Annotated in this window: 26 protein-coding genes; 7 read left to right on the top strand and 19 right to left on the bottom strand. The window is 58.5% G+C overall.

Going from position 1 to position 25,365, the window contains the following annotated elements; genetic code table 11:
• Nucleotides 1–58: 58 nt before the first annotated feature.
• From J2S31_RS08525 to J2S31_RS08550, 6 genes are all read right to left on the bottom strand, one after another.
• Entirely contained in the window at nucleotides 59–448 is a 390-nt protein-coding gene (locus J2S31_RS08525) for a hypothetical protein (protein ID WP_237098662.1), read from the bottom strand.
• Between the two features lie 108 nt (nucleotides 449–556).
• Complete coding sequence (locus J2S31_RS08530; RefSeq protein ID WP_237098663.1) at nucleotides 557–1,987, bottom strand: RtcB family protein; 1,431 nt, start codon at nucleotides 1,985–1,987, stop codon at nucleotides 557–559.
• 12 nt (nucleotides 1,988–1,999) lie between these two features.
• Complete coding sequence (locus J2S31_RS08535) at nucleotides 2,000–2,425, bottom strand: archease (RefSeq protein ID WP_237098664.1); 426 nt, start codon at nucleotides 2,423–2,425, stop codon at nucleotides 2,000–2,002.
• A gap of 14 nt (nucleotides 2,426–2,439) precedes the next feature.
• A complete protein-coding gene (locus J2S31_RS08540) occupies nucleotides 2,440–3,249 on the bottom strand; it encodes a segregation and condensation protein A (RefSeq protein ID WP_237098665.1) in 810 nt (269 codons plus the stop codon).
• A 76-nt stretch (nucleotides 3,250–3,325) separates the two neighbouring features.
• Nucleotides 3,326–4,066: a 16S rRNA (uracil(1498)-N(3))-methyltransferase gene (locus J2S31_RS08545; RefSeq protein ID WP_237098666.1), complete on the bottom strand. Its 741-nt coding sequence runs from the start codon at nucleotides 4,064–4,066 to the stop codon at nucleotides 3,326–3,328.
• A gap of 3 nt (nucleotides 4,067–4,069) precedes the next feature.
• Entirely contained in the window at nucleotides 4,070–4,792 is a 723-nt protein-coding gene (locus J2S31_RS08550) for an HAD family hydrolase (RefSeq protein ID WP_237098667.1), read from the bottom strand.
• Nucleotides 4,793–5,082: 290 nt separating this feature from the next.
• Between J2S31_RS08550 and J2S31_RS08555 the strand changes: the two genes are divergently transcribed.
• Together J2S31_RS08555 and J2S31_RS08560 are read left to right on the top strand one after the other, a co-directional pair.
• Nucleotides 5,083–5,628: a DUF2284 domain-containing protein gene (locus J2S31_RS08555; protein ID WP_237098668.1), complete on the top strand. Its 546-nt coding sequence runs from the start codon at nucleotides 5,083–5,085 to the stop codon at nucleotides 5,626–5,628.
• Nucleotides 5,629–5,661: 33 nt separating this feature from the next.
• Nucleotides 5,662–6,825, top strand: coding sequence for a saccharopine dehydrogenase family protein (locus J2S31_RS08560; RefSeq protein ID WP_237098669.1), 1,164 nt, complete (start codon nucleotides 5,662–5,664; stop codon nucleotides 6,823–6,825).
• A 72-nt stretch (nucleotides 6,826–6,897) separates the two neighbouring features.
• Here J2S31_RS08560 and J2S31_RS08565 read toward each other — a convergent pair whose 3' ends face one another.
• From J2S31_RS08565 to J2S31_RS08590, 6 genes are all read right to left on the bottom strand, one after another.
• The gene (locus J2S31_RS08565; RefSeq protein WP_237098670.1) at nucleotides 6,898–7,272 is read right to left on the bottom strand and encodes a type IV pilin protein; all 375 of its coding nucleotides are present in this window, start codon (nucleotides 7,270–7,272) and stop codon (nucleotides 6,898–6,900) included.
• 253 nt (nucleotides 7,273–7,525) lie between these two features.
• Nucleotides 7,526–8,752: a phosphoserine phosphatase SerB gene (gene serB, locus J2S31_RS08570; RefSeq protein ID WP_237098671.1), complete on the bottom strand. Its 1,227-nt coding sequence runs from the start codon at nucleotides 8,750–8,752 to the stop codon at nucleotides 7,526–7,528.
• Between the two features lie 4 nt (nucleotides 8,753–8,756).
• Nucleotides 8,757–9,212 carry a hypothetical protein gene (locus J2S31_RS08575; protein ID WP_237098672.1) on the bottom strand — a complete coding sequence of 152 codons (456 nt, stop codon included), beginning with the start codon at nucleotides 9,210–9,212 and terminating at the stop codon, nucleotides 8,757–8,759.
• A gap of 46 nt (nucleotides 9,213–9,258) precedes the next feature.
• Entirely contained in the window at nucleotides 9,259–10,548 is a 1,290-nt protein-coding gene (locus J2S31_RS08580; RefSeq protein ID WP_237098673.1) for a replication-associated recombination protein A, read from the bottom strand.
• 29 nt (nucleotides 10,549–10,577) lie between these two features.
• Nucleotides 10,578–12,281, bottom strand: a complete 1,704-nt coding sequence (locus tag J2S31_RS08585) for a putative ABC transporter permease subunit (RefSeq protein WP_237098674.1) — start codon at nucleotides 12,279–12,281, stop codon at nucleotides 10,578–10,580.
• Nucleotides 12,278–13,318: a YheT family hydrolase gene (locus J2S31_RS08590; RefSeq protein ID WP_237098675.1), complete on the bottom strand. Its 1,041-nt coding sequence runs from the start codon at nucleotides 13,316–13,318 to the stop codon at nucleotides 12,278–12,280. Before J2S31_RS08590 ends, J2S31_RS08585 begins: the two co-directional genes overlap by 4 nt.
• A gap of 241 nt (nucleotides 13,319–13,559) precedes the next feature.
• Here J2S31_RS08590 and J2S31_RS08595 point away from each other — a divergent pair, with 241 nt between their 5' ends.
• Nucleotides 13,560–14,879: a tetratricopeptide repeat protein gene (locus tag J2S31_RS08595; RefSeq protein ID WP_237098676.1), complete on the top strand. Its 1,320-nt coding sequence runs from the start codon at nucleotides 13,560–13,562 to the stop codon at nucleotides 14,877–14,879.
• On the opposite strand, the gene J2S31_RS08600 is transcribed toward J2S31_RS08595, so the two are convergent.
• From J2S31_RS08600 to J2S31_RS08610, 3 genes are all read right to left on the bottom strand, one after another.
• A complete protein-coding gene (locus J2S31_RS08600) occupies nucleotides 14,866–15,657 on the bottom strand; it encodes an SPOR domain-containing protein (RefSeq protein WP_237098677.1) in 792 nt (263 codons plus the stop codon). The two genes, J2S31_RS08595 and J2S31_RS08600, sit on opposite strands and share 14 nt — an antisense overlap.
• 189 nt (nucleotides 15,658–15,846) lie before the next feature.
• Nucleotides 15,847–17,511, bottom strand: a complete 1,665-nt coding sequence (argS, locus tag J2S31_RS08605; RefSeq protein ID WP_237098678.1) for an arginine--tRNA ligase — start codon at nucleotides 17,509–17,511, stop codon at nucleotides 15,847–15,849.
• Nucleotides 17,512–17,614: 103 nt separating this feature from the next.
• Complete coding sequence (locus J2S31_RS08610; RefSeq protein ID WP_237098679.1) at nucleotides 17,615–17,929, bottom strand: hypothetical protein; 315 nt, start codon at nucleotides 17,927–17,929, stop codon at nucleotides 17,615–17,617.
• A 161-nt stretch (nucleotides 17,930–18,090) separates the two neighbouring features.
• On the opposite strand from J2S31_RS08610, the gene J2S31_RS08615 reads away from it, so the two are divergent.
• From J2S31_RS08615 to J2S31_RS08630, 4 genes are read left to right on the top strand one after another with little or no spacing between them, the layout of a single operon-like run.
• The gene (locus tag J2S31_RS08615) at nucleotides 18,091–18,861 is read left to right on the top strand and encodes a uracil-DNA glycosylase (RefSeq protein ID WP_237098680.1); all 771 of its coding nucleotides are present in this window, start codon (nucleotides 18,091–18,093) and stop codon (nucleotides 18,859–18,861) included.
• On the top strand, nucleotides 18,858–19,802 hold the full coding sequence (locus tag J2S31_RS08620) for an AAA family ATPase (protein ID WP_237098681.1): 945 nt from the start codon (nucleotides 18,858–18,860) through the stop codon (nucleotides 19,800–19,802). Before J2S31_RS08615 ends, J2S31_RS08620 begins: the two co-directional genes overlap by 4 nt.
• 51 nt (nucleotides 19,803–19,853) lie before the next feature.
• The gene (locus J2S31_RS08625) at nucleotides 19,854–20,849 is read left to right on the top strand and encodes a DUF58 domain-containing protein (RefSeq protein WP_237098682.1); all 996 of its coding nucleotides are present in this window, start codon (nucleotides 19,854–19,856) and stop codon (nucleotides 20,847–20,849) included.
• Complete coding sequence (locus tag J2S31_RS08630; protein WP_237098683.1) at nucleotides 20,842–21,402, top strand: LOG family protein; 561 nt, start codon at nucleotides 20,842–20,844, stop codon at nucleotides 21,400–21,402. Before J2S31_RS08625 ends, J2S31_RS08630 begins: the two co-directional genes overlap by 8 nt.
• Before the next feature lie 3 nt (nucleotides 21,403–21,405).
• Here J2S31_RS08630 and J2S31_RS08635 read toward each other — a convergent pair whose 3' ends face one another.
• The 4 genes from J2S31_RS08635 to J2S31_RS08650 are packed head-to-tail and all read right to left on the bottom strand — an operon-like array spanning nucleotide 21,406 to nucleotide 25,356.
• Nucleotides 21,406–22,191 (bottom strand): outer membrane lipoprotein-sorting protein, encoded by a 786-nt coding sequence (locus tag J2S31_RS08635; RefSeq protein WP_237098684.1) that lies wholly within the window; start codon nucleotides 22,189–22,191, stop codon nucleotides 21,406–21,408.
• Nucleotides 22,192–22,193: 2 nt separating this feature from the next.
• Nucleotides 22,194–23,495: an ABC transporter permease gene (locus J2S31_RS08640; RefSeq protein ID WP_237098685.1), complete on the bottom strand. Its 1,302-nt coding sequence runs from the start codon at nucleotides 23,493–23,495 to the stop codon at nucleotides 22,194–22,196.
• A complete protein-coding gene (locus J2S31_RS08645; protein WP_237098686.1) occupies nucleotides 23,492–24,661 on the bottom strand; it encodes an ABC transporter permease in 1,170 nt (389 codons plus the stop codon). Before J2S31_RS08645 ends, J2S31_RS08640 begins: the two co-directional genes overlap by 4 nt.
• Nucleotides 24,658–25,356 carry an ABC transporter ATP-binding protein gene (locus J2S31_RS08650; protein ID WP_237098687.1) on the bottom strand — a complete coding sequence of 233 codons (699 nt, stop codon included), beginning with the start codon at nucleotides 25,354–25,356 and terminating at the stop codon, nucleotides 24,658–24,660. The genes J2S31_RS08645 and J2S31_RS08650 overlap by 4 nt, the downstream gene beginning before the upstream one ends.
• Nucleotides 25,357–25,365: the final 9 nt, after the last annotated feature.

The following is a 25,365-nucleotide window of genomic DNA, read 5'->3' on the forward strand; positions in this document are numbered from 1 at the left end:
GCCGGGTGACGCATCGGAGGGAACGTTCTGGGAAAAGCGCGCTTGTTTGCGGAGTGGGTCAATCCAGAACGCTATGACCGCGGTTGCGCATGCAGTTGCGGTACACGCGTTTGTATTTTTCCTCGGCGCTCATGCCGCCTTGCACACCGCCGACACCGCCGCCGATCACCGCGCCTGTCGAAGCGCCACGCCATGGATTGCCGGTGATGATACCGAGAAGGCCGCCAAAAAACGCACCGATCGCACCGCCCACCACCGAACCCTTGCCCGCTTCTTCCACCGTCTCTGCGGCCTGGGCGGCGATCTCCTTACACTCCTTCAAATCCACTTCCAGAGTCTGCGGGGAGGCATCGGTTTTGGGATCGGTCACCGGCTTGTAACTGCCGTAACTGGCGCAACCGGAAACGATGAAGCTCAAGACCAGGAACAATACGAGGGCTTTTTTCACGGGGCAAGGCGTCCTTGAAAAGTCAGTAATTTTAAAATTATATCAAATTTTTCAATAGGTTAAAACAGCATTGCGGGAGAAAACCTGAAGGCGCTTGGAGAGCCAAATTCAACCCTTCACGCAGACGATCGGTTCCACGCGCGCCACCTTGCGGGCGAGTCCCGCCGTGTGCGCCGCTTCCACCACCTGGCTGACGTCCTTGTATGCACCGGGGGCTTCTTCCGCCACACCGCGTGGTGACGGACTGCGGATGAGGATGCCGCGCTTTGCGAGTTCGTCGATCACCGCCCGCCCCTTCCATTGCTTGGTGGCCTGACGCCGGCTCATCTGCCGTCCCGCCCCGTGCACCGCCGAGCCAAACGACAGACCCATGGTTTGATCCGTACCGCACAACACGTACGACGCCGTGCCCATGGTGCCGCCGATCAGGATCGGCTGGCCAACCGAGCGGAAGGCTTCGGGGATATCAGGATGCCCCGGCCCGAACGACCGCGTCGCCCCTTTCCGGTGGACGAACACGGTTTTGGTTTTGCCGTCGATCACGTGCTGTTCCATCTTGCATGTGTTGTGCGAGACATCGTAGAGGAGATCGAGTTCGGCCCTGGGCAGAACGCGCTCAAAAGTTTTGCGTACCAGATGGGTGATGATCTGGCGGTTGGCCATGGCGCAGTTCATAGCCGAACGCATGGCCCCCAGATACTGCTGGCCCAACTCCGACTTGATAGGAGCGCAAGCGAGTTCGCGGTCCGGCAGTTTGATGCCGTGTCTGGGTGCCGAGATGGCCATGGATTTCAAAAACTCGGTGCCGATCTGGTGACCCAGCCCGCGCGAGCCACAGTGGATGGAGATGACAATGTCTCCCTCACGCAGGCCGAACACCTCCGCCGCGCTGGCGTCGTACACATCGGTCACCTCCTGCAACTCGAGATAGTGGTTGCCGGAGCCGAGGGTGCCCATCTCGTCCTTCTGCCGTTTCTTGGCCTGTGGCGAGACGCACTGCGCATCGGCGCCCTCCATGCACCCCTCTTCCTCGATGGACTTCAGATCCTCGGCGCGGCCCCAGCCCCGGCCTATGGCCCACTGAGCGCCGCCTTCCAGCATGGCGTCCATCTCTTCGTGATTGAGTGATATCGTGCCGCGGCTCCCCACGCCCGCCGGGATGCTGGCGTACAGCACATCGGCCAGCGTTTCTTTCACGCGCTCGATGTCGTCCCGCACCAGTCCCGTATGCAGGGTGCGCACGCCGCAGGAGATGTCGAAACCCACCCCGCCCGCGGAGATGACGCCGCCTTCGTTGGGATCGAACGCCGCCACGCCGCCAATGGGGAAGCCATAGCCCCAGTGCGCGTCGGGCATGGCGTAAGACGCCTTCTGGATGCCGGGAAGCGCGGCGACGTTGCTGACCTGCTCGTGGACCTTGTCGTCCATGTCCTCGATCAGATCTTCCGTGCCGTAGATCACCCCCGGCACGCGCATGGGTCCCGTGGGTTCGATCCACCATTCAGTTGCGGTTTTTCTTTTTAGACGCTTTTTCTGCATGAGCTTCTCACTTCACACATCGACAACGCACTGGGCCACCCAGCGGTTCGGGGCTTCCTGCCCGACCTTGAGGGCGGTCATGGTCGCGCCCTTCACCTCAACTGCGGGCTGATGTTTTTCGCGATCGACAGGCTCGCCCCAGGCGGTGGCGGTGAGCCGGTTTCCATTCAAGATATGCACCTCGAAGCGGGAAAACAACAGGCGGCGCGTGGCCATCTCATAAATGAGCGCGTTCAGCCAATCGACAAACAGGTATTCCGGGTCGGGGGCCTCGCAGGCGATGGGGATTTTCTCGATTGTGGCCACGCTTTCCGGATCGGTGATGACCGCCGTCAAAGCCAGGGCTCCCTGTCCAAACGCTTCTTCCAAAGTCGCGCCGATACCGCGCACACCCATGTCCGCATCGTGCGGAAAGTGTTCCCACGTGGCGTCCGGCATGGTTTTCTTTCGTGTCAGGAGGCTTCGTCAGTAACAGGCAGGGTATGCGGTTCCGGGTCTCTGAAATCCTTGAGCGCCGCTTCCTGCCGTTCCCGGTCGGAGTCGAGGTACAGGCGGATGGTTTCGAAATGCTGGCTCTGCTGACAGCGCGCCAGTTTCATGCGCATCAATTCCAGGATAGCGAGGAAGGTGACGATGACTTCCTGCTTGGTCGTGGCCGTGTCGAACAACGCCTCGAACGACAGGCTCTCCACCTGATTCAGACGGTCCAGCACGCCACGGATGCGGGCGGTGACGGACAGCGTGGTGATTTTGACTTCGTAATCCTGCGGGAAGGTTTTCTGCTCGAGGACTTTTTTGAACGCGCTGAACAGGTCGAACACAGTGGCATCGACCAGCGTTTCCTCCGTGTCCTCCTCGTCCTCCTGCGGCACCTCGACGGGTGCGTGGCGGGTGAAGATCTGCTGGCGTTCGTGCTCCATCTGCCGCAGTTTGAACGCCGCATCCTTGAACCGGCGATAATCGAGAAGCCGCCGGGCCAACTCCGCGCGTGGGTCCGCGCCTTCGTCGCCTTCTTCCTCGTCCGGGCGCTTCTGCACGGGAAGCAGGATTTTGGATTTGATACGCGTCAACTCCGCCGCCATCACCAGGTACTCGCCCGCCACCTCCAGATTGAGATCCTCCATGAGGTCAAGGTAGCCCAGGTACTGTTTGGTGATCTCGTTTATGGGGATGTCGTGGATGTCCATCTTCTGCTCCTTGATGAGGTGCAGAAGCAGATCCAGCGGACCTTCAAAAATGGGAAGCTTGAACTGATAACTCATGATTGCGTGGCAAGACAGGTTGGCATCGTGAGCAATGTACCATCATCATGCGGCGGGACAAAATGAAAACCGGAATTCATAAATCGCCCCACCGGTGTTGCAGGAGAGACAGGATGACGAGGGAGACCGCATCGGCGCGTAGAGTGCGGGGACCCAGCCCCACCGTCTGGAACCCACTCTCCTTCAGGAACTCCACCTCCTGCGGGTCCCAGCCGCCTTCGGGTCCGGCCACGAAGGCGAGGGTTTCCACCTTGTTGCCAGGCGGCTCGATATCGCGCAGGCGCGTCCGGGCTTCGTCTTCCCAGAACAGGAGCTTCAGGTCGCTGGCCCCGACCTGGTCGCAAAATGCCTTTAAACCGTGGATGTCCGGTCCGACCTGCGGGATTTGAGAGCGGCCGCACTGTTTCGCCGCTTCCTCCGCAATGCGTTGCCAGCGTTCCAGCTTTTTGCCCGCCTCGTGTTTTTTGACCTTCGCCACACAGCGTTGGGTTTCCAGCGGCACAATCCGATGGACGCCCAGCTCCACCGCCTTGCGCACCAGATGGTCGAAGCGGTTGCCCTTGATGAGCGCCTGCCCCATGATGATCTTGACAGGTGACTCCGTATCCATTCCAACCTCGGTCACCACCTCGCCTTCCACCTCTTTCGCATCGAGACGGGTGAGCCGGACCTGCCATTGCTTTCCAAAACCGTCCAGCACACAAATACGATCGCCCACTTTCAGGCGCAAAACGTTGCGGATGTGATTGACGTCCGAGCCGCGCACGGTCACGCGTTTTTCGTCGATCTGTTCCGGCGGCACGAAGAAACGATGCATGGCTCAGCCGGGACACACGATCTTCGGCACATCGTGCAAAGTGGAGAGAACGTGATCCGGCTTCAAACCTGGAGGCACCGGTTTCCGGTCGCGGTTCACCCACGCGGTTCTCATACCCACCGCCTGCGCCCCGGCGATGTCCGCCACCGGATTGTCGCCGACAAACAGAATGCACTCGGCGGGAACTCCCAAGCGGTCGATGGCGATCTGGAAAATTGTGGGATGAGGTTTCCTGAACGGCACTTCCGATGAATAAATGGAAAACTCAAAGTAATCCCGCAAGCCCACCATTTCCTGTTCGCGATCCTTCATGTATCCCGGGTTGGTGGTGTTGGAGACGACACCCAGGCGGATGCCCTTGCGTTTCAAATCATCCAACACCGCCACCGTTTCCGGATACACCTTGCGCCGGGCGTAGATATCTTCGTAATACAGGGCCAGCAGTTCCTGCATGGTGGTGCCGTTGAGAGTGATGCCGTAGCGGAAGAACAGGGATTGCAAAGCGATCTCAAACCGTGCTTCCAGTCCGCATTCACGCGACACCGCGATCATGCTGTAAAAAATTTCGTGGCACGACTGGTACGCTTTCTCAAAATCCGGCAGGGCGACGCCCTTGCCTGCGAGATGGTCGAAAACTTTTTTCAACGGGGCGCGATCGTCTTCATCGACCAGATCGACCAGCGTGTACGCCCAGTCGAACAACACCGCGCGGCAGTTTTGGCTCATGTAAAAGTCGGATCAAGTGTGTTTTGTGTTGGGCCCGCAAAATCGTGACGGGACACTCGCTTCATTCTTATTCTGCAATAACCGAATTGAAAACAAAAGGCTTGTCGATGAATTGACGCGGGACGCCGCAGGCGGAAAGAGCCGACAAATTGACAGCGTCGCTTTTTTCCAGAACGAGGGAACAAGTTTTGGCCCGCCTCATCGTATCCGTGGGGTAATATATCATATGCTTGGGTGATACAATTCATGCCTCCATCAAACCCCAATGTTTCCACCTTCAAGGGATTTCCATGATTTCAGAAATGCCGAACGTCAAGCACCTGCCCGCGGAGCGGGTTTCTTCAGCACAAGTAGTTCAGGAAGCGGAGAACCTGGGTTGCGCAAATGTCAAAGTGATCTCGGTTCATGAAATCACTCTCGGCCACTGGGTGCGCCTGCGTTGCCAGTTCGGCTGTTCTTATTTCAACCAGCGTCACACCTGCCCCACGTTCACACCCACCAGTGACGAGATGGCGGACATCCTGATGCATTACAGCCGCGCGATGATCATTGAAGCCCCGCGATCGGCAGACGTGCATTCGATGGTGCTGAACCTGGAGACGCGCCTGCGTGAAAAGGGGTTTTTCAGAGCATTTGGGATGGGCGCCCTGCCCTGCGATTTGTGCGACGTGTGCACCATTGAATCCCAGTGCAAATATCCAGACCAGGCCCGCCCCACCCTGCAGGCCTGCGGCATCGACGTTTCCCAAACTTTATTGAATATCGGCTGGGATTTTGCTGTAAAATTTCAACCTTGTACGGAAGGTCACACCATAGGCATGGTGCTTCTGGACTGAGTCCCGAAATTTTTCAGGAAATTTTCTGATCCCATGAGCCATCGGTACGCCGTGCTCGGTTCCGGCCGCCAAGGCATCGCCGCCGCCTACGATCTGGCCCGGTTCGGCGATGCGGAAGGCATCACTCTCTTCGATTCCAATTCCCAGTCCGCTCGGAAAGGTGCCGAGCGCGTCAACGCCCTCCTCAACACCAATTGCGTTTCCTCAGCTACGCTGAACGTCATTGACCGTAAAGCGCTGGTCGCCGCGCTGAAAGGAACTCACGCTACAGTGAGCGCGGTGCCGTTTCAATACAACCTGGGCATCACCGAGGCGGCCATCGAAGCAGGATCCAGCCTGGTGGACATGGGCGGCAACACGGGGATCGTGCGCCAGCAATTAGCCATGGGGGGGCGCGCTGAAGCGCGGGGCGTCACCCTCACTCCCGATTGCGGCATGGCTCCGGGGCTCAACATCAACATGGGCGTGCGCGCCATGGAACTGGTCGAGGAACCGGAAGAACTGCATATCTGGGACGGCGGTCTGCCGCTCAACCCTCATCCCCCTTACAACTACGCATTGCTGTTCCACATCAACGGCCTGACCAACGAGTACGACGGCCACGCTCATTTCATCCGCAACGGGCGGGTGACGGAGGTGCCCTGCCTGACGGAACTGGAATTGATCGAGTTCGAACCGCTGGGGACGCTCGAGGCGGCGGTCACCGCCGGAGGGTTGAGCACCATGCCCTGGACGTTTGAAGGCAAACTGCGCCGGCTGGAAAACCGCACCCTCCGCTACCTGGGGCACTGGGAACATTTCCGCACGTTTCAGGAACTGGGGCTGTTCAGTGAGGAACCCATTTCCGTGAACGCCCGTCGCGTGGCTCCGCGCGACCTGTACCACGTTCTGCTGGAAAAGAAACTCCAAACTGAAAGCGTGCAGGACATCGGCCTGATCCGCGTGCAATGCACCGGCACCACCCGCAATAAAATGGCGTCCTGCACGCTGGATCTGGTGGAGACGGCGGACCTGGAAACCGGGTTCACGGCCATGGAAAAATTGACGGGCTGGCACGCCTCTCTCATCGCCATCCTGGCGGCCCGGGGGCAACTGCCGCGCGGGGCGGTGCCCGTGGATGCGGCGCTTACGGGTGAAACATTTGATGAAGAAATTGCAAAACGGGGATGGGAACTGCATACAATCACGGTCCCCTGAACAGGATGAGGAAGGCCGGCTCTGCGCATGGCCCGCATTGCCGATGCCGTTGCGCGAACGCCGGTCAGGCAATCAGTTGATGGCGCCCTTATTGTCGATGATGTAGCTGTTCACACTGTCCACGTGTTGCGCGGTAGCGGAGAAACTGGTCTCATTCCCTGAACCCGCCAGGGAAATCTTAGTGGGACTCACAAAGCCATATGCAGGCCCGGCCACCACAACGGGGTCACAGGAATTAGATCCTCCATTGTCATCCCAGTACACCCGGCAGGACATGAACAGATTGCGCAAAGTGGCTTTGGAATCGGAGTCGTATGCCCGTTCCTTGTACTTGGCGAATTGAGGAATCGCTACCGCCGCCAGAATGGACACGATGGCAATGGCGATCAGCAATTCAATCAGAGTGAAGCCGCATTCAGAGCGGTGAACACCGTGATGAGAATCCATGAGCCCCTCATAAGAATCATCCCATATTTAGAGTAAGCTCACGGTTTCCGATTGCAACCGATTTCTGTTTTGAAGCCTTCAGGGCCCCGGCCACAATATGGCTTCTTCCATATTTTATAAAACAGGGTTCCTTCAAGGGGGGAGCGTTGTGTCCGCAAGGCCACCTTTTTGAAGTCATTGGACTTCAGGGGAGGTTCCGTTTTCGGACCCAGTCAATATGGGAAGGTCCCGTTGAGGAAGAAATTTATTTTCTTCAGCGGAGCTTTTTCTTAACGAACTGGCGGAGTTCCTGCAACTCGTTGCCGCTGATGCCGAGGAAGTAGAGAATCAATTCCAGGTTGGAGGTGCTGATGATGGCCTGAGCGTGTTTCTGCACGATAGGCTTGGCGTTGAAGGCGATGCCCAGGCCGGCGCGGGCAAGCATGTGGATGTCGTTGGCGCCGTCGCCGACTGCCACGCACTGCTGAACCAGCAGGCCCTCTTTCTCGGCCACCGATTCCAGTATGCGTTCCTTGGCGCGGGCATCGACGATGTCGCCTTCCAACTCGCCGGTCACCTTGCCGTCTTTGATTTGCAACTGATTGGCAAAGCCGTAATCGAGCCCGTATTTTGCTTTCAGTTTATCTATAAAGAACTGGAATCCCCCGCTCACGATCGCCACTTTGTATCCGAGGTGTTTGACGATGCGCACAAGATCCTCCGCGCCGGGTGTCAGCGGAATGCGTTCGAACAACTCCTCCAGCTTTTCCACGGGCAGGCCTTTCAACAATTGAACACGCTCGCGGAGAGCCTCCGTGAAATCCAGTTCTCCACTCATCGCCTTGTGGGTGATGGCGGCCAGTTGATCCCCCACCCCCGCCAGCTTGCCCAACTCGTCGATCACCTCGCATTGCAAAAAGGTCATATCCGCGTCGAACACGATCAGCCGCTTGTTGCGCCGAAACAGGGTGTCTTCCTGCACGGCGATGTCCACATCGAAATTCTCTTTGAACTTGAGGAGCGCGTTCAGCACGTCCACATTGGTGAGCAACTGCTTGCCGCCCACCACGATTTCCAGCACGTGATAATCGCCATAATCCAACTGCTCGATACGCGGGATGTTGATGTCGAGATCGGCAATGGTGCGCGTCAGCTCGAGAAAGGCAATGGTGCCGATGCGCCGCCCCAGTACCGTGATCACCAGCCGGTGGCAGTAGGGAGCTTCGGGACGGTACCCCGGCCGCCACGGATAGACGTTGATCTTGAGACCCGACCGCTTGCTGTAGACGCCGAACTTCTCCTCCAACTGATGAAGGATTTCGCTGTCACTGCTCTCCAGCAAAAGCGACAGGTTGAGCAGGCCGCTGAACACGAACTGCTTGATGTCCACCACCAACGCTTCGCACTGCACGACGGACTCCAGCGCCTCGGCGAGGATGCCGGGGCGGTCCTCTCCTGCAATATGGACGTGTACCTGATACCTGTGGGGGATTTCCAGCATAGACTCAGAACTGGGGATTGTACCGCCAGCCTTCGCGTTTTTTGCAAGTCCAGCCGGAATTGATTTGGAAGGTGGAAAGATTGTCCAGGGTCTGCGATTCAAACAGCGCCACCACGCCCTTGCCTTCGATAAGGTTGTCTTTCAGATGCAGGCGCTTGAGCAGGGGCAGGCATTTGGATTCAGCGAGGTACTGAAGGCCTTTATCGGTCACGCCGTTTTTGTTGAGGTTGAGATACTGGACGTTGGCGAGAAGGCCGCACTCCGCAAGCTCCCTCACTCCTTCGTCACCCAGATCGTTGTCATCGAGGTCCAGCCAGTTGACCTCTTTCATACGCTCCGACTGCCACAGCAGGCGCGCTTCTTCCGCCGAGAGCCCGAGGCCGCTGAGCATGGCCTGGTTGCCGCGCAGACGGCCTTCGTAAATATCCTCAACCGTGTTGAATTTCGTTCTCGATACCATCCTGCCCAAAACCTTTCTTTCTAACCTAGTAAACCCATCTGATATATCAAGTTTCGTCCCGTTTGTCATCCGGGAGATATTTTTTTCCGCGCAGTTCGGTGGGCAGGTATTCCTGCTCCACCCGCCCGCCGGGGTAGTCGTGCGGGTACTTGTAGTTCACCCCATACCCGTACTTTTTCGCATCCCGGTAATGTGCGTCCTTGAGGTGATCCGGCACCGGATAGGCCAACCCTTTATTTTCGATGTCGCTCAGCGCGCTGTCGATGGCCGTGATGGCGGCGTTGCTCTTCGGCGCCTTCGCCACGTAAATGACCGCCTGCGCCAGCGGAATGCGTGCCTCCGGCAGGCCGATGCGCTCCACCGCATCGGCGGCGGCGTTGGCCACGACCAGCGCCATCGGGTCGGCATTGCCCACATCCTCGGCGGCGGTCACCACCAGCCGCCGGGCGATGAACTTCGGATCCTCGCCGCCGGCGATCATCTTGGCCAGCCAGTATATCGCCGCATCGGGGTCCGATCCACGCAAACTTTTCTGGAACGCCGAGGCGTGGTCGTAGTGCTCGGTGCCTCCCTTGTCGTACAACACCGCACACCGCTGGATAATGCTCTCGATCATCTCCCGGCCCACCGGTGTCGACGCCTCCGGGTCGTTTTGCAGGTGGTAACTCACCGCGGAATCCAGCACGTTGAGTGCCCGGCGGGCGTCGCCGTTGGCGTGGCTGATGATCAGATGCAGGGCGTCGTCGTCGAAGGCCACCGGGTAACGCCCCAGCCCGTGGTCGCGGTCCTTCATCGCCCGCTCCAGGATGCCACGCACATCGTCGGCACTCAGGTAACCCAGCCGGAACACCTGGCACCGCGAGCGGAGTGCCGGGATCACCTCGAACGACGGGTTCTCCGTGGTGGAACCGATCATGCGGATGGTGCCGTTCTCGACGTAGGGCAAAACGGCGTCCTGCTGGGCCTTGTTGAAGCGGTGAATCTCGTCGATGAACAGAATGGTTCGGCGCTTCTGCGACTTCCACAATTTCTGCGCGGTCTCGATGATATCGCGGATGTCCTTCACCCCGGCATTGACGGCGCTGATCTCAAAGAACTGGCTCTGCGTGACGCGCGCCACGATGCGCGCGATGGTGGTCTTGCCGCACCCCGGCGGCCCCCACAGGATGAATGACAGTCCCGTGTCTTTTTCGATCAGGCGGCGCAGGGGACTGCTCTCCCCCACCAGGTGCTCGTGGCCGAACAACTCCTGCCAGTCCGCCGGGCGCATGCGGTCGGCCAACGGCGCCTGCGGCAGGCGGCTGTTTTCGTTTTCCAGTTCAGGAAACAGTTCCATGAATCACCACTCCAGGGAATTTCTTTCCATTATATATCCATTGTTCGGAGTGCGCGGATGCCGCGGCGCATGGGAACGACCGTCACCAGCGCAGTCAGTGCCACGATCAGGCCGTAAAACACAGGCACCTCGATGCCGCCGACGAACTTGAACAGGAATTTTTCGTTGAAGTGGACGTACATGGGACGGGCGCTCAATACCAGCACCAGCATCACATAGGCGAGGCTGGAGATCATGAACAGAATGCCGCCGGTGCCGGTGGATATCCCCGACATGTTTTCGTGGTCGAACCGCGGATACATCGCCCCCATGCCCAGCCCCATGCCCACCAGCCCGGTGGTGATGAGCAGGACCCCGATGACCGACATCTTCATCACGTAGGCGTCCACCTGCAAAAGGTGATTGGAGGCCACGGTCAGGATTTCCGCCACCAGCAGTAAAGGCGGCCAGTACATCCAGAACTTGGCGACCAGGAAACTGCGCATGTCCACCGGTGCGGTGTACAGCGTCCACATCTTCCTGCCCTCGATGCTGACGGAGGAAAAAACGAAGCGGGCAATCAAGGCAGAGAGCACGAAACCGATCAGCCCGATATTGAGCACCGACACCACGTTCTTGAGCACCAGGTTGTCGAGCGGCAGGTTCATGATGTTGAAGATGTACACGATCACCAGCACCAGCAAAATGAACATCTGCGACCAGTGCGACGGGTCGCGCGCGAACACCTTGAGGTCCTTAGCAATGAGCGCCTGCTTCATCGGCTCGATAGGCAAATAAGCCAGAAGCGATTTTCCGTTGCTGTTATTTTTGTTTTTGGTGCGCGGGGCATTTTTCACCTCCTGGTAACTGCGCCAGCCGGAAAGATAAATGCGACGGCTGATCCACGCGAAAAGCACCAGCGCCCCCGCCGCGGCGGCATACAGGAATCCCAACCGCGCAAAACTGATATCAAGACGGCCCTCGGTCCATGCCGTCAGTCCACGCGTGATCCAACTGCTGGGCAGGTACGGAAACTCCGGCACGCGCAGGCTCTCGACGAAGCCGATGATCGCCTCGTCCGACACCTTCTTGTCAAAAAACTTCTCCGGCGAAAGAAACCGGAGAAATGCCACCAGCCCCGCCACGAAAAACAAACCGAGAAACGACAGGATCTGGTGCGCCTTGTCGGTGGGGAAATAACGCATCAACACCATGATGCCCAGCACTCCCAGCGCACAGGGCAAAACGACAAAGGGCAGAAACGCCATCAGCAGGTAAAAGTAATAAGATGCCGTGACCTGGAAGTAATACCCGTAAGCCACGAACATGGGAAGCGAAAACACCAGCATCACCCACGACGCGTTGATGAGCGTCTGCACGAACCGGACGTGAATGATGGCGCTCGGTATCATCGGCAGGGAATGAAGAAATTCAAGGTCGGACGAAACGTAGTAGATGGCCAGCGCGGCGATGATGGTCGAGAACAGCAACATCGCAAACAGCGTGAGAAACACCACGTTCAGCAACTGAACGATCAATTCCTCACCCACCTGCAGGGGCAGTCCGTCGAGATACGCCACCATGCGGTAGAAGAAAACATAATCGGCGATGAGAAACAGCGTGCCAAGCGTACCGATCAGCAACCACCGCGTGACCTTGTCGCCGTTGGGCCGGCCGAAATGATTCTTGAGAAACTTCAGCCGCACCGCCGACAGGCTCCGCATGTCCGTCCACCATCGAAGCACCGCTGTCATTTCCCCCACCTTTCCGCTTTCGGCGTGTGGGCGCGTACCCACTCGACGCAGACGTAATCCATCCATCGCCGGTCGCCAAAGGGAGTGAGCTTGCGCGCAATGTACCCCATGTGCCCGCCCGCCTTCGGATTCACAAAGCGCACGTTGGAGGCGCTTTCAATGCCGTCGAACACCGAAGGCGGAATGAACGGGTCGTCCTGCGAACACAGAACGGTTGTCGGAATGCGGATGCCGTTTAAAAATTGCCGGGCACTGCACGCATCGTAATAATCCTCGACGGTGGCATAGCCCGCCGCTGGGGCGGTATAGAGTTGATCGAACTCCCAGATGGTACGCGCCCGTTGGGTCGGGGCGAACGCAGAGGGAAAACATTCCCGCAGGGCGTCCAATTGGTTGTACATGAGGCCAAGGTAATACCGGTTGAACGTGCGGGCGAAGGCTCCGTGTGAGATGGCGCGGCTGGCTACCTTGAGATCAATGGGCGGATTCACCGCGAACGCCGCGCGCAGTTGCGGAATGGACTCCCGCCCTTCCCCCAGGTATTTCAGCAGGATGTTTCCGCTCAGGGAAAAACCCATTGCCAGCAGGGGCGAGTCGGGATAACGGTTGGCGATGAACTGCAGAACCGCTTTCAGATCGCCGCTCGAGCCGCCGTTGAACAGGCGGTCGCACAACCCCATCCCCGGACCGCTACCCCGGTGGTTCATCATGAACACGCCGTAGCCTTCTTCACTCAGCTTATTGGCAATGCGGCGGATGTAGGCCGACTCACTGCACCCTCCCATGCCATGCGCCAGCAGGACCAGCGGACGGCCCGGCGTTTGCGGCTTCAGTTCCGCCAGCACCAGCACCGCATTTTCCTCCAACCGGATTTTATGGAACGTACGGGGAGGAATGCGGGTGTCGCCTGTGAACTGAGAGCCCCAAATGGTCTGCGCCACCGGACCGGGGATCAAAACGTGCGGTTTGAAGGGCATCCAGAACGGATCGATCTCCGCACTTCCGCCTTTCTGATGGAGAATCGGGGTTTGATTCACAAGCGTTCTTTCCCTTTTGAAGAAGGAATTCAATGGGGTTTTCCCATTTAAATTGATTCCGGATTTAGGGTATTATAACGTCACCGGATACCCGCTTGGCAAGCCCGTTGGTTCCCACGGAAAGCAGTTTGGTGAGCGCCTCCATTTTATTCACATCCGTTTTTGGTTGGTCGTATTTATGGTCCGTTTGAAGTGTTTCCTACTCGTATTGGCCTGCTGTTTGATGTTTCCCGTTTGGGGGATGGCAAACGATCTAAACACCTCTCCGCACCTGGAGCATGCTCAGGAAATGAGCCTGCTGGGCAAATGGCCGGAGGCGGTGGAATCGTTCAAAAAAGCACTGGCGGAACAGCCGGACAACAGCTGGATTCAGGCCAACCTGGGCGTCGCCCTGAGCCGCGCCGAACGCCATACGGAAGCCCTGTTGGCGTTTGAAAAGGCCTTGAAGATGGGCTATGACAATGCGGAGTTCCGCTATCTTCGCGGCTTGACGTTTGCCAAGGTCAACCTGCTGACCGAAGCGGCGCAGGAAGTCGAATTGGCCCTCAAGATGGATTCGCAACTCAAGTTCGCCGATTACGACCTTGGCATCATCTACGAACACATGGGAGCGCATGACAAGGCGCTGGCGCAGGTCACCAAACTCTACAAACGCAACAACACGCTGGCGCGCAAGCTGTACTTTCAACTGACTCCGGAATACAAGATCGCCGCGGTGGACGACGGCGGCTCCCTGAAGGGCAAAGTCAGAATGACCGGCACCATTCCCAAACCGCGCGTGTTCCACCTGATCAACATCCCGAACATCAAATTCTGCTCGCGCATTTCTGACGGGGACGGACACCGCCTTCTGCACGATTTCGTGGTGAACAACGACGGCGCATTGAAGGACACCGTCGTCGCCATCCTCAACGTCGAAAAGGGAAAACCGTTTCCCCGCAAGATGACCAGTGTCACCATCAGCCGTTGCCAGGCAGACCAGTATGCGATCGGTTACAAAAACGGCGAAGACCTGCTGTTGGAAAACATCGACCCGATCAAGCATGAAATGGCGGTATACGAAGTCAACGGCGTGTACAAATACCAGGTTTCGCACAAAACCACCATGCCCAACTCCTCACAGGTGCGTTCGCTGTTTATGAAACCCGGTTCGCCGGAGATGATCCTGAAATGCAATCTTCACCCCTTCATCCAGACACGAGGCCTCATGGTGGCGAATCCCTACTTCACCGTGACCGACGCGGAAGGCAACTTCGAAATCCATGACATTCCCCCCGGCACATACGAGGTGATGGCGTGGCACCCGTTCATTCCGACAAAGACCGGCACCATCACCATTGAGGCGGGCCAAACCGCCACATTGGATTTCACATTTGAAGCCGAAGAGCAGCGGCGCAAGCTGTACCAGAACGACACCAAAGGTTACCGCTTCAACACGGTGTTTGAGAATGAAGAAGGGTTTTACGGGGGAAAGCGGGAGATGGACCCGGTCGAAGTCCTTCAGCAGTTCAACAACTCCGAGCGGTATATCAAGGGAATGGAATCGCCTAGCGAAGAGTGAGGATCACGGTGTTGAGCGAATCCCGCATGCGGGCCAGGCGTGCCGCCTCTTCCGCCGTGGCACGCTTTTCAAACTCACCTAAAAACACCCGATACCAGACTCCCTTGCCCGGCAAGGCCACGGGCGTATAAAACGCCGGGTACCCCTTGTCCTGAAGTTGCGCTTCCAGCGCGCGGGCGCGTTCCACCTCGCGGAACGAACTGACCTGCACCTGAAACCGCGTCTCGCCGGATGGCGCGGCGGTCATTTCGCTCTCCGGCTGTTTCCAGCTCGGGGTTGGGGTGGGTTGATTTTTCTTTGGCGCGGGTTCAGGCTCATCCTCTACCAGCGCTTCGAGCTCCTTGATTTTATCTTCCAGACTCTTTTGCGAGTCTTTCTGCGCCACCTGGTCGCCTTCCGGTTGCGGTACGGCAACCACCGCCTCTTCCTGATCCTCTACCACATTGCCGGTTTCCGCTTCTGGATCACCGGTCAGCACCTTCTGCTCGTACCCGGCTTTTTCAATGATGCTTCCATCCAAATCGATAAACCGGTTCTGGCTGACGTTGGTGAGCGTGTCGAAAAAAGTGAAATCATTTTTCACTTGGGGAGCGGGCACCACGTCCCGCAATTTCTTTTTGAGGTTGTCGGGCTTGACGGCGCTCATCTTCTTCACCGTTGCCTCCTGATCCTCGCTTTCCAGAGAAGGCGCGAAAATATTACTGCGCCAGGCGTAACCCGTGCCGGCGCCGATGGCAAAGAAAAACAGGATCAGGATGAAGCGGGTTTTCAGTCTCATGGCAACCCCTCACATTGACGGTCCACCGCGGGTTTTCCCCCTAAGTGTTTGAATTTGTGTGATTAAATGTGGACCAAGTATAACATGATTTTCAATAATTTAAACAAATTTTATCAAAAATCAGGCCCGGCCGCCGGAGAGGGGCCGGTTTTCACCTTGTGGATAGGGGGGGACGGAGGGCGGCGGGCCTTACATCTTTTCCGGATGGGTGACGCCCATGAGCGCCAGCCCGCTGGCGATGACATTGCGCAGAACGTGAATCAGAAACAGCCGCGCGCGGGTGAGTTCCGCGTTGTCGGTCACGATGCGGTGGTGCGCGTAGTAGTTGTGGAAGATCGCCACCAGTTCATGCAGATAAAACGGAATGCGGTGCACTTCCTGCGCCAGCGCGCTTTTCTCGATGACCTCGGGATAAGCGAGGATTTTCTTGATGAGCGCGATCTCGGCGCTTTCGGTCAGCGGCGAAAGCTCTCCCTCCGCCCAGTCTTCCGGCCGGAAGCCCTGCTCTTCCGCTGTGCGGAACACGTTGCAGATGCGGGCGTGCGCATACTGGATGTAGTACACCGGGTTTTCCGGCGTTTCCTTTTTGGCCAGTTCGAGATCGAAGTCGAGATGGCTGTCGGAACTGCGCATGAGGAAGAAAAAGCGCGTCGCATCCACGCCGACTTCCTTCACCACGTCGGCCAGCGTAACGAACTCGCCGGAGCGCGTGGACATCGACACCTTCTCGCCGCCGCGCCTTAAGGTGACGAACTGCACCAGGATCACCTTGAACACGCTTTCGTCGAAGCCCATCATCTTGAGCACCGACTGCATGCGCGGCACGTAGCCGTGGTGATCCGCCCCCCACAGGTCCAGAATCATGTCGAAGCCGCGGTCGACCTTGTTTTTGTGGTAGGCGATGTCGGCGCAAAAATACGTCTTCTCGCCGGCGTTCTTGATGATCACGCGGTCAGAGTCGTCGTCGAACTCCGCCGTCTTCAGCCAGGTGGCACCGTCTTTTTCGTAGATGTATCCCTTTTCTCTCAGCCAATCGAGCGACTGGTCCACGGATTTATCTTCGTGCAGGATCTGCTCGCTGAACCAGCGGTCGTACTCGACGCGGAACTCTTTCAAGTCCTCCTTGATGCCTTCCAGGATGGAGCCGGTGGCATAAAGGCGGAAAAACGTCAGCGCGTCCTCGTCGCTCTTTTCAAGATGGGCTTTGCCGTCGCGTTCGATGATCTCCTTGGCGATGTCTTTAATGTAATCCCCCTGATACCCTTCTTCCGGAAACGCGACGTCCTCTCCCAGCAGTTGCCGGTAACGGATCCACGTGGAGCGGCCGAGCGTGTTCATCTGGTTGCCGACGTCATTGATGTAGTATTCGGTGGACACATCGAACCCGGCCATCTTGAGGATGCAGGACAACGCGTGGCCGACGGCGGCGCCGCGCCCGTGCCCCACATGCAATGGACCCGTCGGGTTGGCGCTCACGAACTCGACCAGCACCTTTTTGTTTTCGCCCACGTAACATCTGCCGAATTCCTTGCCCTTGCCCGCCGATTCCTTCAATTGACCGCGGAAGAAATCCTGCGTCATTTTCAGGTTGATGAACCCCGGACCCGCGACGGTGGCCGATTCCACCTGCCCGCCGTCGGTGGAGATTTCGTCGCAGATTTTCTGGGCGATCTCACGCGGATTTTTCTTTTCCGGCTTGGCCAACTGCATGGCGATGGTGGTGGCGAAATCGCCCATCGACTCGTCCTTCGGCTCCTCGATGACGAGGTCCGGCAGAGTCTCCAGGTTCAGCCCGCCCTGTTCCTTGACCCGGTTGAGTGCCTGCACCACAAGGTATTTGACGATGTCTTTCATGCTCTCCGTTCTCATAATGAATGCCGCGGCACCCGCCGAGCGGGCGCGGTGTGTGCGTTCCTGATTTTAAGGGTGAAAAAGGGGGGAATGGCGGGCCCTTCGATCATTTGCGGGACGCGTGGATCGCCTCGACTTCCTGCTCCATCCCTTTTTCCAGGCGTTCCTTCTCTTCCGCAAATTCCCGTTTGAGTTCCTCGGCGGCTGAATGCAAGTCCTGCGGCCGGGTCCGATCCGCCAAGTGGTCCAGTTTATGCTGAAGCATCACTTCCTTGTCGGCAATGCGGGCCTTGTAATCCTTGCGGATGGCGTCGATTTCCTTCTTTTGCTGGTCGGTCAACTTTTTCCTGTTTTTGAGGCCGGGAACCATTTTATCGGACTTTTCCATGCTGAGTTCCCAGGCGCTTTTGAGACCGGACATCGTCACCTCCTGTTTACGATGCAGAAATTATAAAGAAACCGTAAAATCAAAACAATTATAATTCGCGCCACAAGTTCCGGCCACTCCCTTAGCGGTTGACTGCCCCCGATCTTCTGCTATTCTTTTTTATTATGGGGGTTGAAGCCGAACGAACGGTTTTATTGCGACAATTGAAGGATTACCTGGTTTTTTTGAAGGATCAGGGAATGGACCGCGTGCCCCTGCTGGAGGCGCTGGAGACCACCCCCCGGGTTCCGACTGTAGCCCCTGTGCGGGCTGCCGCTCAACCCGTGCCCGGGCCTGCGCCGGAGTCCACCTCCCCCACATCCACAACCCCCGCCACTGCCAATACCATGATCCAGCCCGATGCCATGAGCCGCCTGACCGAAGTCCGCAACGAGCTGGGCGAATGCACACGTTGCAAACTGTCGGAAACACGCACGAACATTGTGTTCGGTTCCGGCAATCCGAACGCGAAACTGCTGTTCATCGGCGAGGGCCCCGGAGCGGACGAGGACGCGCAGGGCCTGCCTTTCGTCGGCCGGGCAGGAAAGAAGCTGACCGAGATCATCGAAAAGGGCATGAAACTCGACCGCGAAAAGGACACCTATATCTGCAACATCGTCAAGTGCCGTCCGCCCGGCAACCGCGACCCGGAAATCGACGAGATCACCGCCTGCAAGCCGTTCCTGATCGAACAGGTGCGGGCCATTCGGCCGAAGGTGATCGTGGCGCTGGGCAAGCCCGCCGCCTCCACCCTGCTGGGACGGTCGGTGGCCATCACCAAGGAGCGCGGCAGTTGGCACGAATTCGACGGAATCAAACTGATGCTCACGTTTCATCCGGCCTACCTGCTCCGCTTTTACACGTTGGAAAACCGGAAGGCGGTGATGGAAGACATGCAAAAAGTTCTCGAGGTGCTGAACTCATGAGCCCCACGAACGCGGCGATCGCCCGCCTCCAGTCCAATATCGAAAGCGTCATCATCGGCAAATCCGACGTCATCGAAAACACCATCATCACCCTGATCGCTGGCGGGCATCTCTTGATCGAAGACGTCCCCGGCGTCGGCAAAAGCTCGCTGGCCTTCGCGCTGGCACGGTCGCTCGGCCTCGAGTTCCGTAGAATCCAGTTCACCAACGATATCCTGCCGTCGGACATCGTCGGCGTCTCCATCTACAACCAGAAGGAGAACTCCTTCGAGTTCAACCGCGGTCCCATTTTCGCCAACCTGGTGCTGGCCGACGAGATCAACCGCTCCTCGCCGCGCACGCAGAGCGCCCTGCTGGAGGCCATGAACGAAAAGCAGGTGTCGGTGGACAACCACACCTACGACCTCGAAGACCCGTTCATGGTCATCGCCACGCAGAATCCGATCGAAAGCCACGGCGCGCACCCCCTCCCCGAGTCGCAACTCGACCGCTTCATGATGTACCTGTCGATGGGCTACCCGGACCCGGAGGAAGAACGCAAGCTGCTGGGCACGCAGTCACCGTCGCGCAACATCAAGGAAGTGAAAGCCATCCTCACGCGCGACGACGTCCTCGCCCTGCAACGGCAGGCGGAGGCGGTGACGATGGAACCGGTGCTGATCGACTACATCATGAACGTGGTGACAGCCACGCGCGAATCGAAACACCTGTCCCTGGGCGTCAGCCCGCGCGGCGGGTTGATCCTGCAGCAGGCGGCGCGCGCCCGCGCCCTGGTGCATGGCCGCACCTACTGCATCCCCGACGACATCAAGCAACTCGCCATCCCCGTGCTGTGCCACCGCGTCATCCCGCAGAACCACCATGGCATGAACAAACGCACGGCGGCGGACACCTCCGCAGTCATCATGGAAATCGTCGATAAAATGGAGATTCCGGTTTAAAATCAAACGGTGTTCTCCATCATCCGGTACCGTCCCCGGCGGGGTGTTTCCATGAACCAGCCTAATGAATACAAACCGGTTTTCACCGTTTCGTTTTACAACAGAACGCTCCACCTGACCCGCGAGGGCGGCGGCTTCATCTTCCTCGTGTTCGGCGTGGGACTGGGCGCCATCAACACCGGCAACAACCTGCTGTACCTGATCCTCGCCATGTGTTGCAGTTTCATCGTCGTTTCGGGTATCCTTTCGGAGCACACGTTGCGGGATATCCGGGTTCGGGCCAGCCTGCCGAAGTCAATCTACCCCGGTGACGCCTACCCGGTTGCCATCCATGTCCGTAATGGAAAAAAGCGGCTGTCGTCCTATTCCTGCTATGTGGAGTTTCCCGCGGATTCGCTGGGCCGGTACGAAGTGGAACCACCTCTGTATTTTTTTCAGATTCCGCCCGGTGGCACGCTGGAGAAAACCGCTCTGCTGACCGCGAAAAAACGCGGACCGTTGAAAATCCGGTTCGCGCAGTTGCGGACGCGGTTCCCTTTCGGCTTTTTCATGAAAGCCAAGCTGGTTCCGGTGGAAGTGGAAACGCTGGTGTTCCCGGTGATCAAACCGGTGGAACTGCCGGACCCGACGGACATCGCCGAGGAAGGCGAGGGTGTGATCAGCCAGCGGGGGGACGACCTTTACGCCCTGCGCGAGTTCCGGCCCGGCGACACGTTGAGCGCGGTGCACTGGAAATCCAGCGCCAAAACCGGAAACCTGCGCGTCAAGGAGTTCGCGCATGGCGGGTTTCACAGCTTCACTCTGTTTTTGAATATCATCGATCCGGAAACACAGAAGATGGTGGCCTCCAGCGTGCTGGAGCAACGCGTCTCGGAAACGGCATCCCTTGCGTACCACCTGATGCGACGGGGCGACGAGGTGCGACTAAAAACTCACGACTACGAATCGGCGTCCGGCAATTCCGAAGCGCACCTGGAGTCGATTCTCACCTACCTTGCACTGGTGGGGCTCGACACGCGCCGCAATACGAATGAAACGAATGGCTAGAAAAAACCTTCAAATCGGAATCATCGGCTCTGGCACCAACCAATATGCCAAGCTGACGTGGCCCATTGGGCGGTGGATCGCCGAGCAGGGATTCAACCTGGTGACGGGCGGCGGCGGAGGGGTGATGGAGTCCGCCGCGCAAGCGTTCCGCCAGGTATCGCACCGCAAGGGCAAGGTGATCGGCATCCTGCCCTCCGGCATCGCCTGCGACAGGGCGCCGATGCGCAGTCACTACAAAACCCCGTCGGGTTACCCCAACGACTTCGTGGACATTCCCATCTACACCCACCTCCACCTGTCCGGTATTCAAGGAAAGGGCGTGGCCAGCAGGAACCACATCATTGTGCTGACGTCGGACGTAGTGATCGGTTTTCCCGGCGGACCCGGCACCCGCTCGGAGGTGCAGTTGGCGCTCGAGTACAAAAAGCCGATCGTGCTTCTCAACAAGGACCACATCTGGGAAGAGTTCAAACGCACTGAAGCGCGGGTGGTGGACACGCCGGACGATGTCATTGCCGCCGTGCGCAGTCTGGAGCCGGACTGGTTCGACTGAGCCTCAACGCTTCAGAATACTTTTGGAAAAATATTTGGCGGGGATGTCCACATTGAATTCGATGTGGTCGAACATGTAGGTCGTCTTGGTGTTGTCTTTCAGCATGTCGCGGAACACCATCTTGTGGGGAAACAGACGACCGTCGATGATGTGGTAGCCTTTGAAGTCAATCATTTTGAGCAGTTTCCCGCTTTTGGCGAAACGCTGTTCGCGCAGAACGATCTTGCGCTCCGGGTCGGTCCATACCTTGCGGAACTGGTAGGTCTTTTCCGGATCTTTCGCGGTGAGGTCCAGCACCAGCGTTTTCACGCCGTCGAATTCTTCCACCATGGCGATCTTTGGGATGTACGCCTCGCTCAGTTTTTCATCCTCCAGCATATCTTCATAGGACAGGTCACTGCCCATCATCGACTGGCGCAGGAGGTGCCCGGCGATCAGGATGGTGCGGTCGGTCTGCGGCGTGTACAGCCACAGCTTGCGGTCGATCTTGAGCATCTTGGTATCGCGCTCGCGCGGCGGCGATTTATAGTGGCTGAAGGATTTGACGATGCCCTCCATCCACGTGTTCATCTCCAGTGTGCGCACGCGGCGCCCGTTGTCGACGATCAACCGGCCTTCAACGTACTTGGTGGGGGACCACAAGTTGGCGTCGATGGCTTCCACCAGCTTTTGCGGGTCGAGGTCCTTCCACTCTTGCGGAAGTCCGCCCTCGCCGCCGGCGGTGGAAGCCCATGCCAAAACCATCGTCAGCGTCAACGCCACGTTTCTCATCCACCGCTTCCAGTCCATCGTCACCCCACTTCCAGTTCGCGAAATAAATTGGCTTCGGAGCGTTTGAAGATGGCGAGGCTGGCGAACAGACTGCCTGCCACGCTCGCCGTCATCCCCGGCACGATGCCTCGCACAAAGCCCTCAATGGTGACGCGTCCACGCGCCACGTCGTTGAGCATCAATCCGGACTGGGCGAGAGCATCGCCCATATCGACGCCCACCTCCTGCAGGTAAAACACCACCAGCCCGCCGACCACGCACCCTGCAATGGAACCCAGTACGCCCACCGCAAACGCTTCCAGCGTGAGCGACGCCACCAGATGTTTGTGCGTCTCGCCCATCGCCAGACGCAGGCCCATCTCTCCATAACGGTGGATGCTGTTCAGCAGGCCCGCGTTCCACAGCACCAGCACCATGAGAAATGTGAAGATGAGCACGATGACGCCGCGGATGAGTTCGAACTTGCGCGCGATCTCGCCGATGTTTCTCTGGTCGAGGATGGTGAGGGTGATGGGAAAATCATCCTTCGCCCACTGTTCCGGCGGAGTCTGCCGCAGGCCGGGCAGTTTTTCCTCGATGGCCTGCTTTATGTCCACATACTCATCGTACGGCACCGAAGCGGGCAGGAACCCCAGCCAGTCGGTCACCATGTTGTCCATGTAGAACGTGTGCTGGGCATCGGCGAGATCGATGAGCGCCATCTTCTTGTCCATGGCGGTGACGCCGAAATGGATCAGGCCGGTCACCGTGTAGTTGTCGGTGGCGAGCCCGCCGTCGAAGGTCTGGCCGAGCAGGGTCACGGTGGAACCGGGATTCAGCCCCAGCGACTCCGCCAGTTGATAGCCCACCAGCATCTCACCTGACTTTTCGGGAATCCGGCCCTCGGTGACCGACGATTCCAAATCGAGCCGCTCCCGCTCGGATGACGTGGGATTCAGAAGTTGAACCGCCATGCCGGTGATCGGCGTCTGACTTTTGGTGTTGCCCTGCTCGTCCGGCACGTCCATCAACGCGCCCCAGCGGATACGCGGTGTCCATTCGATGCGCGGATCGCTGTTCGCCTCCAACCATTCGCGGGTTTCCTGCTGATCGGCCAGCGCCCGGTCCAGAGGCACGAGATGTTCTTCCTTATAGAACGGTTTGTTGACGAAACGCAGATGGCCGGTGTCGAGTTTTGCGGACATGTCCAGCATGCCCATGAAGATACCGTCCATAAACCCGAGCAGTCCCACCATCAACGCCACGCCGACGGTGACGATGAGAAACGGAAACAGCGAGCGACTTTTGTCGCGCACAATACCTATCATGGTGAAACGGATCACGTGATGGCCCTCCCGCGGAGCGCCTGCGTCGGGTCCAGCCGCACGATTTTTTTCACCGGCGCCCAGGCGACGGCAATGACAATGGACACGGTGACGAGGGTGGAAATGATGACTTCCCACGGGCGGATGTCGAGGAAGATTTTTTCGCGCACCGGGAACCCGGTTTCACTGAGGTGCGACACGTCGAACCCGACGCCCTGAAACCAGATGAAAAACGGAACGCCGAGGATCACCGCCACCACCAGGGCGAGAAGAGCGGCGAAACTGCCCTCCAGCGTGAACAGCCGCACCACCCGTTCCGGCGTCATGCCAAGGGCCATGAGCGTGCCGATTTCCTTCTGCCGTTTGAACACGCTCAGGATCTGCGTGTTGAACACGCTGATGGCGGCCAGCGAGATGAGGATGATCCACAGGATGCGCGTGTTGCGGCGGTCATGGCGGAGGAGCGTCAACAGGTCGGACATCAAGGCGTCCACCGACTGAAACTCAAATCCCGCAATGGAACCCACCGGTTCTTTCACCGCCACCCAGGTGACTTCATTCGGGCGGTCGGTGATCGTGCGCAGGTGGTCCAGCCGCATCCACACCACGCCTTCGTCAATGCGCGGATTGATGAGCGGCACCACATCAACCACGCGCACATCCAGTGCGTCCACCGCGCCATGCCGGTCGCGCCATTTGAGCACCACCGTATCCCCCACGGACAGGTGTGCCTCCTCCGCCATCTTCGTACCCAGGATGACGGGGATGATCGGTCCCACCTCCGGATTTTCACGGCGCAGGGGTTCGAGCGGCAGTTCAAGCAGGGTCTGCTCCACCTCCACGCCGCGCAACTGCACCGGGAACAGGCGGCGGTTGGGGAACAACTGGCCCTGCTGCACCAGCACCTCCGCTTTGTCCGAATGCGGCAGGCGAGCCAGCTTGTCCGGCACCGGCAGGGTCAAATCCTCCCACTCTGTCGGCTCCAGGATGTCGAATCCCGGCACGCGGTAATGACCGCCGGCGACGTCGGTGCTGGCCATGTTGCGCAGGGCCTGCGCCTGGAAGCCGTTGAGGAGAGAGAGGGCGAACACGACGGCAATCAGGATGAGTGCCGTGACCAGCACATTCAGCCAGGCACGCATGCCCTGGCGGATGAAGTTCTTGAACGCCATATTGAGGATCACGCCGCCTCACCTCCCACCTTGCGCACCTCATCCGCTTTCACATGGCCGTCTTCCAGCCGGATTTCGCGGCGCACATATTGCGTTACTTTCTCGTCGTGGGTGCTGAACACGAACGCCGCCCCCAGTTCGCGGTTGAGCTTCTGCATCAATTCGAGGATGTGGTACGAGTTCTCCGCATCGAGGTTGGCGGTCGGTTCGTCCGCCAGCACCACCTCCGGGTCCTTCACCAGCGCCCGGGCGATGGCGACGCGCTGACATTGACCGCCGGAAAGCGTCGCCGGTTTTTTGTGAATCTGGTCCGACAGCCCCACCCAGTCCACCAGATCCCGCACCTTTTTCGACACATCGTTCTCACTCTTGCCCATGAGGAGAAGCGGGAACAGGACGTTTTCGTACACGTCATAGACGGGAAGCAGGTTGTAGGACTGGAAGATGAAGCCGACGTGGTCGCGGCGGAAGGCGGCCAACTCCTCCCGCGACATGGAACCGAGTGCCTTGCCCTGAAACCGCACCTCACCGGAAGTGGGCCGGTCGAGTCCACCGAGAATATTCAGGATGGTGGTCTTGCCGGAGCCGGACGGCCCGACGAAGGAGAGGAACGCTCCATTTTCGATTTCGAGGGAGATGCCGTGCAGGGCGGTGAAATCCTGCTCACCCACCCGGTACACCTTGGTCACGTCCTGCATCACGAACATGCGCGCACT

This window comes from Nitrospina gracilis Nb-211 (genome assembly GCF_021845525.1).
GTDB classification, from domain to species: Bacteria; Nitrospinota; Nitrospinia; order Nitrospinales; family Nitrospinaceae; genus Nitrospina; species Nitrospina gracilis_A.

Bases quoted from the DNA above. Each gene is read 5' to 3' on its own strand.
- J2S31_RS08530 (WP_237098663.1), bottom strand. From the start codon at position 1,987: ATGCAGAAAAAGCGTCTAAAAAGAAAAACCGCAACTGAATGGTGGATC.
- J2S31_RS08535 (WP_237098664.1), bottom strand. From the start codon at position 2,425: ATGCCGGACGCCACGTGGGAACACTTTCCGCACGATGCGGACATGGGT.
- J2S31_RS08540 (WP_237098665.1), bottom strand. From the start codon at position 3,249: ATGAGTTATCAGTTCAAGCTTCCCATTTTTGAAGGTCCGCTGGATCTG.
- J2S31_RS08545 (WP_237098666.1), bottom strand. From the start codon at position 4,066: ATGCATCGTTTCTTCGTGCCGCCGGAACAGATCGACGAAAAACGCGTG.
- J2S31_RS08550 (WP_237098667.1), bottom strand. From the start codon at position 4,792: ATGAGCCAAAACTGCCGCGCGGTGTTGTTCGACTGGGCGTACACGCTG.
- J2S31_RS08555 (WP_237098668.1), top strand. From the start codon at position 5,083: ATGATTTCAGAAATGCCGAACGTCAAGCACCTGCCCGCGGAGCGGGTT.
- J2S31_RS08560 (WP_237098669.1), top strand. From the start codon at position 5,662: ATGAGCCATCGGTACGCCGTGCTCGGTTCCGGCCGCCAAGGCATCGCC.
- J2S31_RS08565 (WP_237098670.1), bottom strand. From the start codon at position 7,272: ATGGATTCTCATCACGGTGTTCACCGCTCTGAATGCGGCTTCACTCTG.
- serB (WP_237098671.1), bottom strand. From the start codon at position 8,752: ATGCTGGAAATCCCCCACAGGTATCAGGTACACGTCCATATTGCAGGA.
- J2S31_RS08575 (WP_237098672.1), bottom strand. From the start codon at position 9,212: ATGGTATCGAGAACGAAATTCAACACGGTTGAGGATATTTACGAAGGC.
- J2S31_RS08580 (WP_237098673.1), bottom strand. From the start codon at position 10,548: ATGGAACTGTTTCCTGAACTGGAAAACGAAAACAGCCGCCTGCCGCAG.
- J2S31_RS08585 (WP_237098674.1), bottom strand. From the start codon at position 12,281: ATGACAGCGGTGCTTCGATGGTGGACGGACATGCGGAGCCTGTCGGCG.
- J2S31_RS08595 (WP_237098676.1), top strand. From the start codon at position 13,560: ATGGCAAACGATCTAAACACCTCTCCGCACCTGGAGCATGCTCAGGAA.
- J2S31_RS08600 (WP_237098677.1), bottom strand. From the start codon at position 15,657: ATGAGACTGAAAACCCGCTTCATCCTGATCCTGTTTTTCTTTGCCATC.
- argS (WP_237098678.1), bottom strand. From the start codon at position 17,511: ATGAAAGACATCGTCAAATACCTTGTGGTGCAGGCACTCAACCGGGTC.
- J2S31_RS08610 (WP_237098679.1), bottom strand. From the start codon at position 17,929: ATGTCCGGTCTCAAAAGCGCCTGGGAACTCAGCATGGAAAAGTCCGAT.
- J2S31_RS08620 (WP_237098681.1), top strand. From the start codon at position 18,858: ATGAGCCCCACGAACGCGGCGATCGCCCGCCTCCAGTCCAATATCGAA.
- J2S31_RS08625 (WP_237098682.1), top strand. From the start codon at position 19,854: ATGAACCAGCCTAATGAATACAAACCGGTTTTCACCGTTTCGTTTTAC.
- J2S31_RS08630 (WP_237098683.1), top strand. From the start codon at position 20,842: ATGGCTAGAAAAAACCTTCAAATCGGAATCATCGGCTCTGGCACCAAC.
- J2S31_RS08635 (WP_237098684.1), bottom strand. From the start codon at position 22,191: ATGGACTGGAAGCGGTGGATGAGAAACGTGGCGTTGACGCTGACGATG.
- J2S31_RS08650 (WP_237098687.1), bottom strand. From the start codon at position 25,356: ATGTTCGTGATGCAGGACGTGACCAAGGTGTACCGGGTGGGTGAGCAG.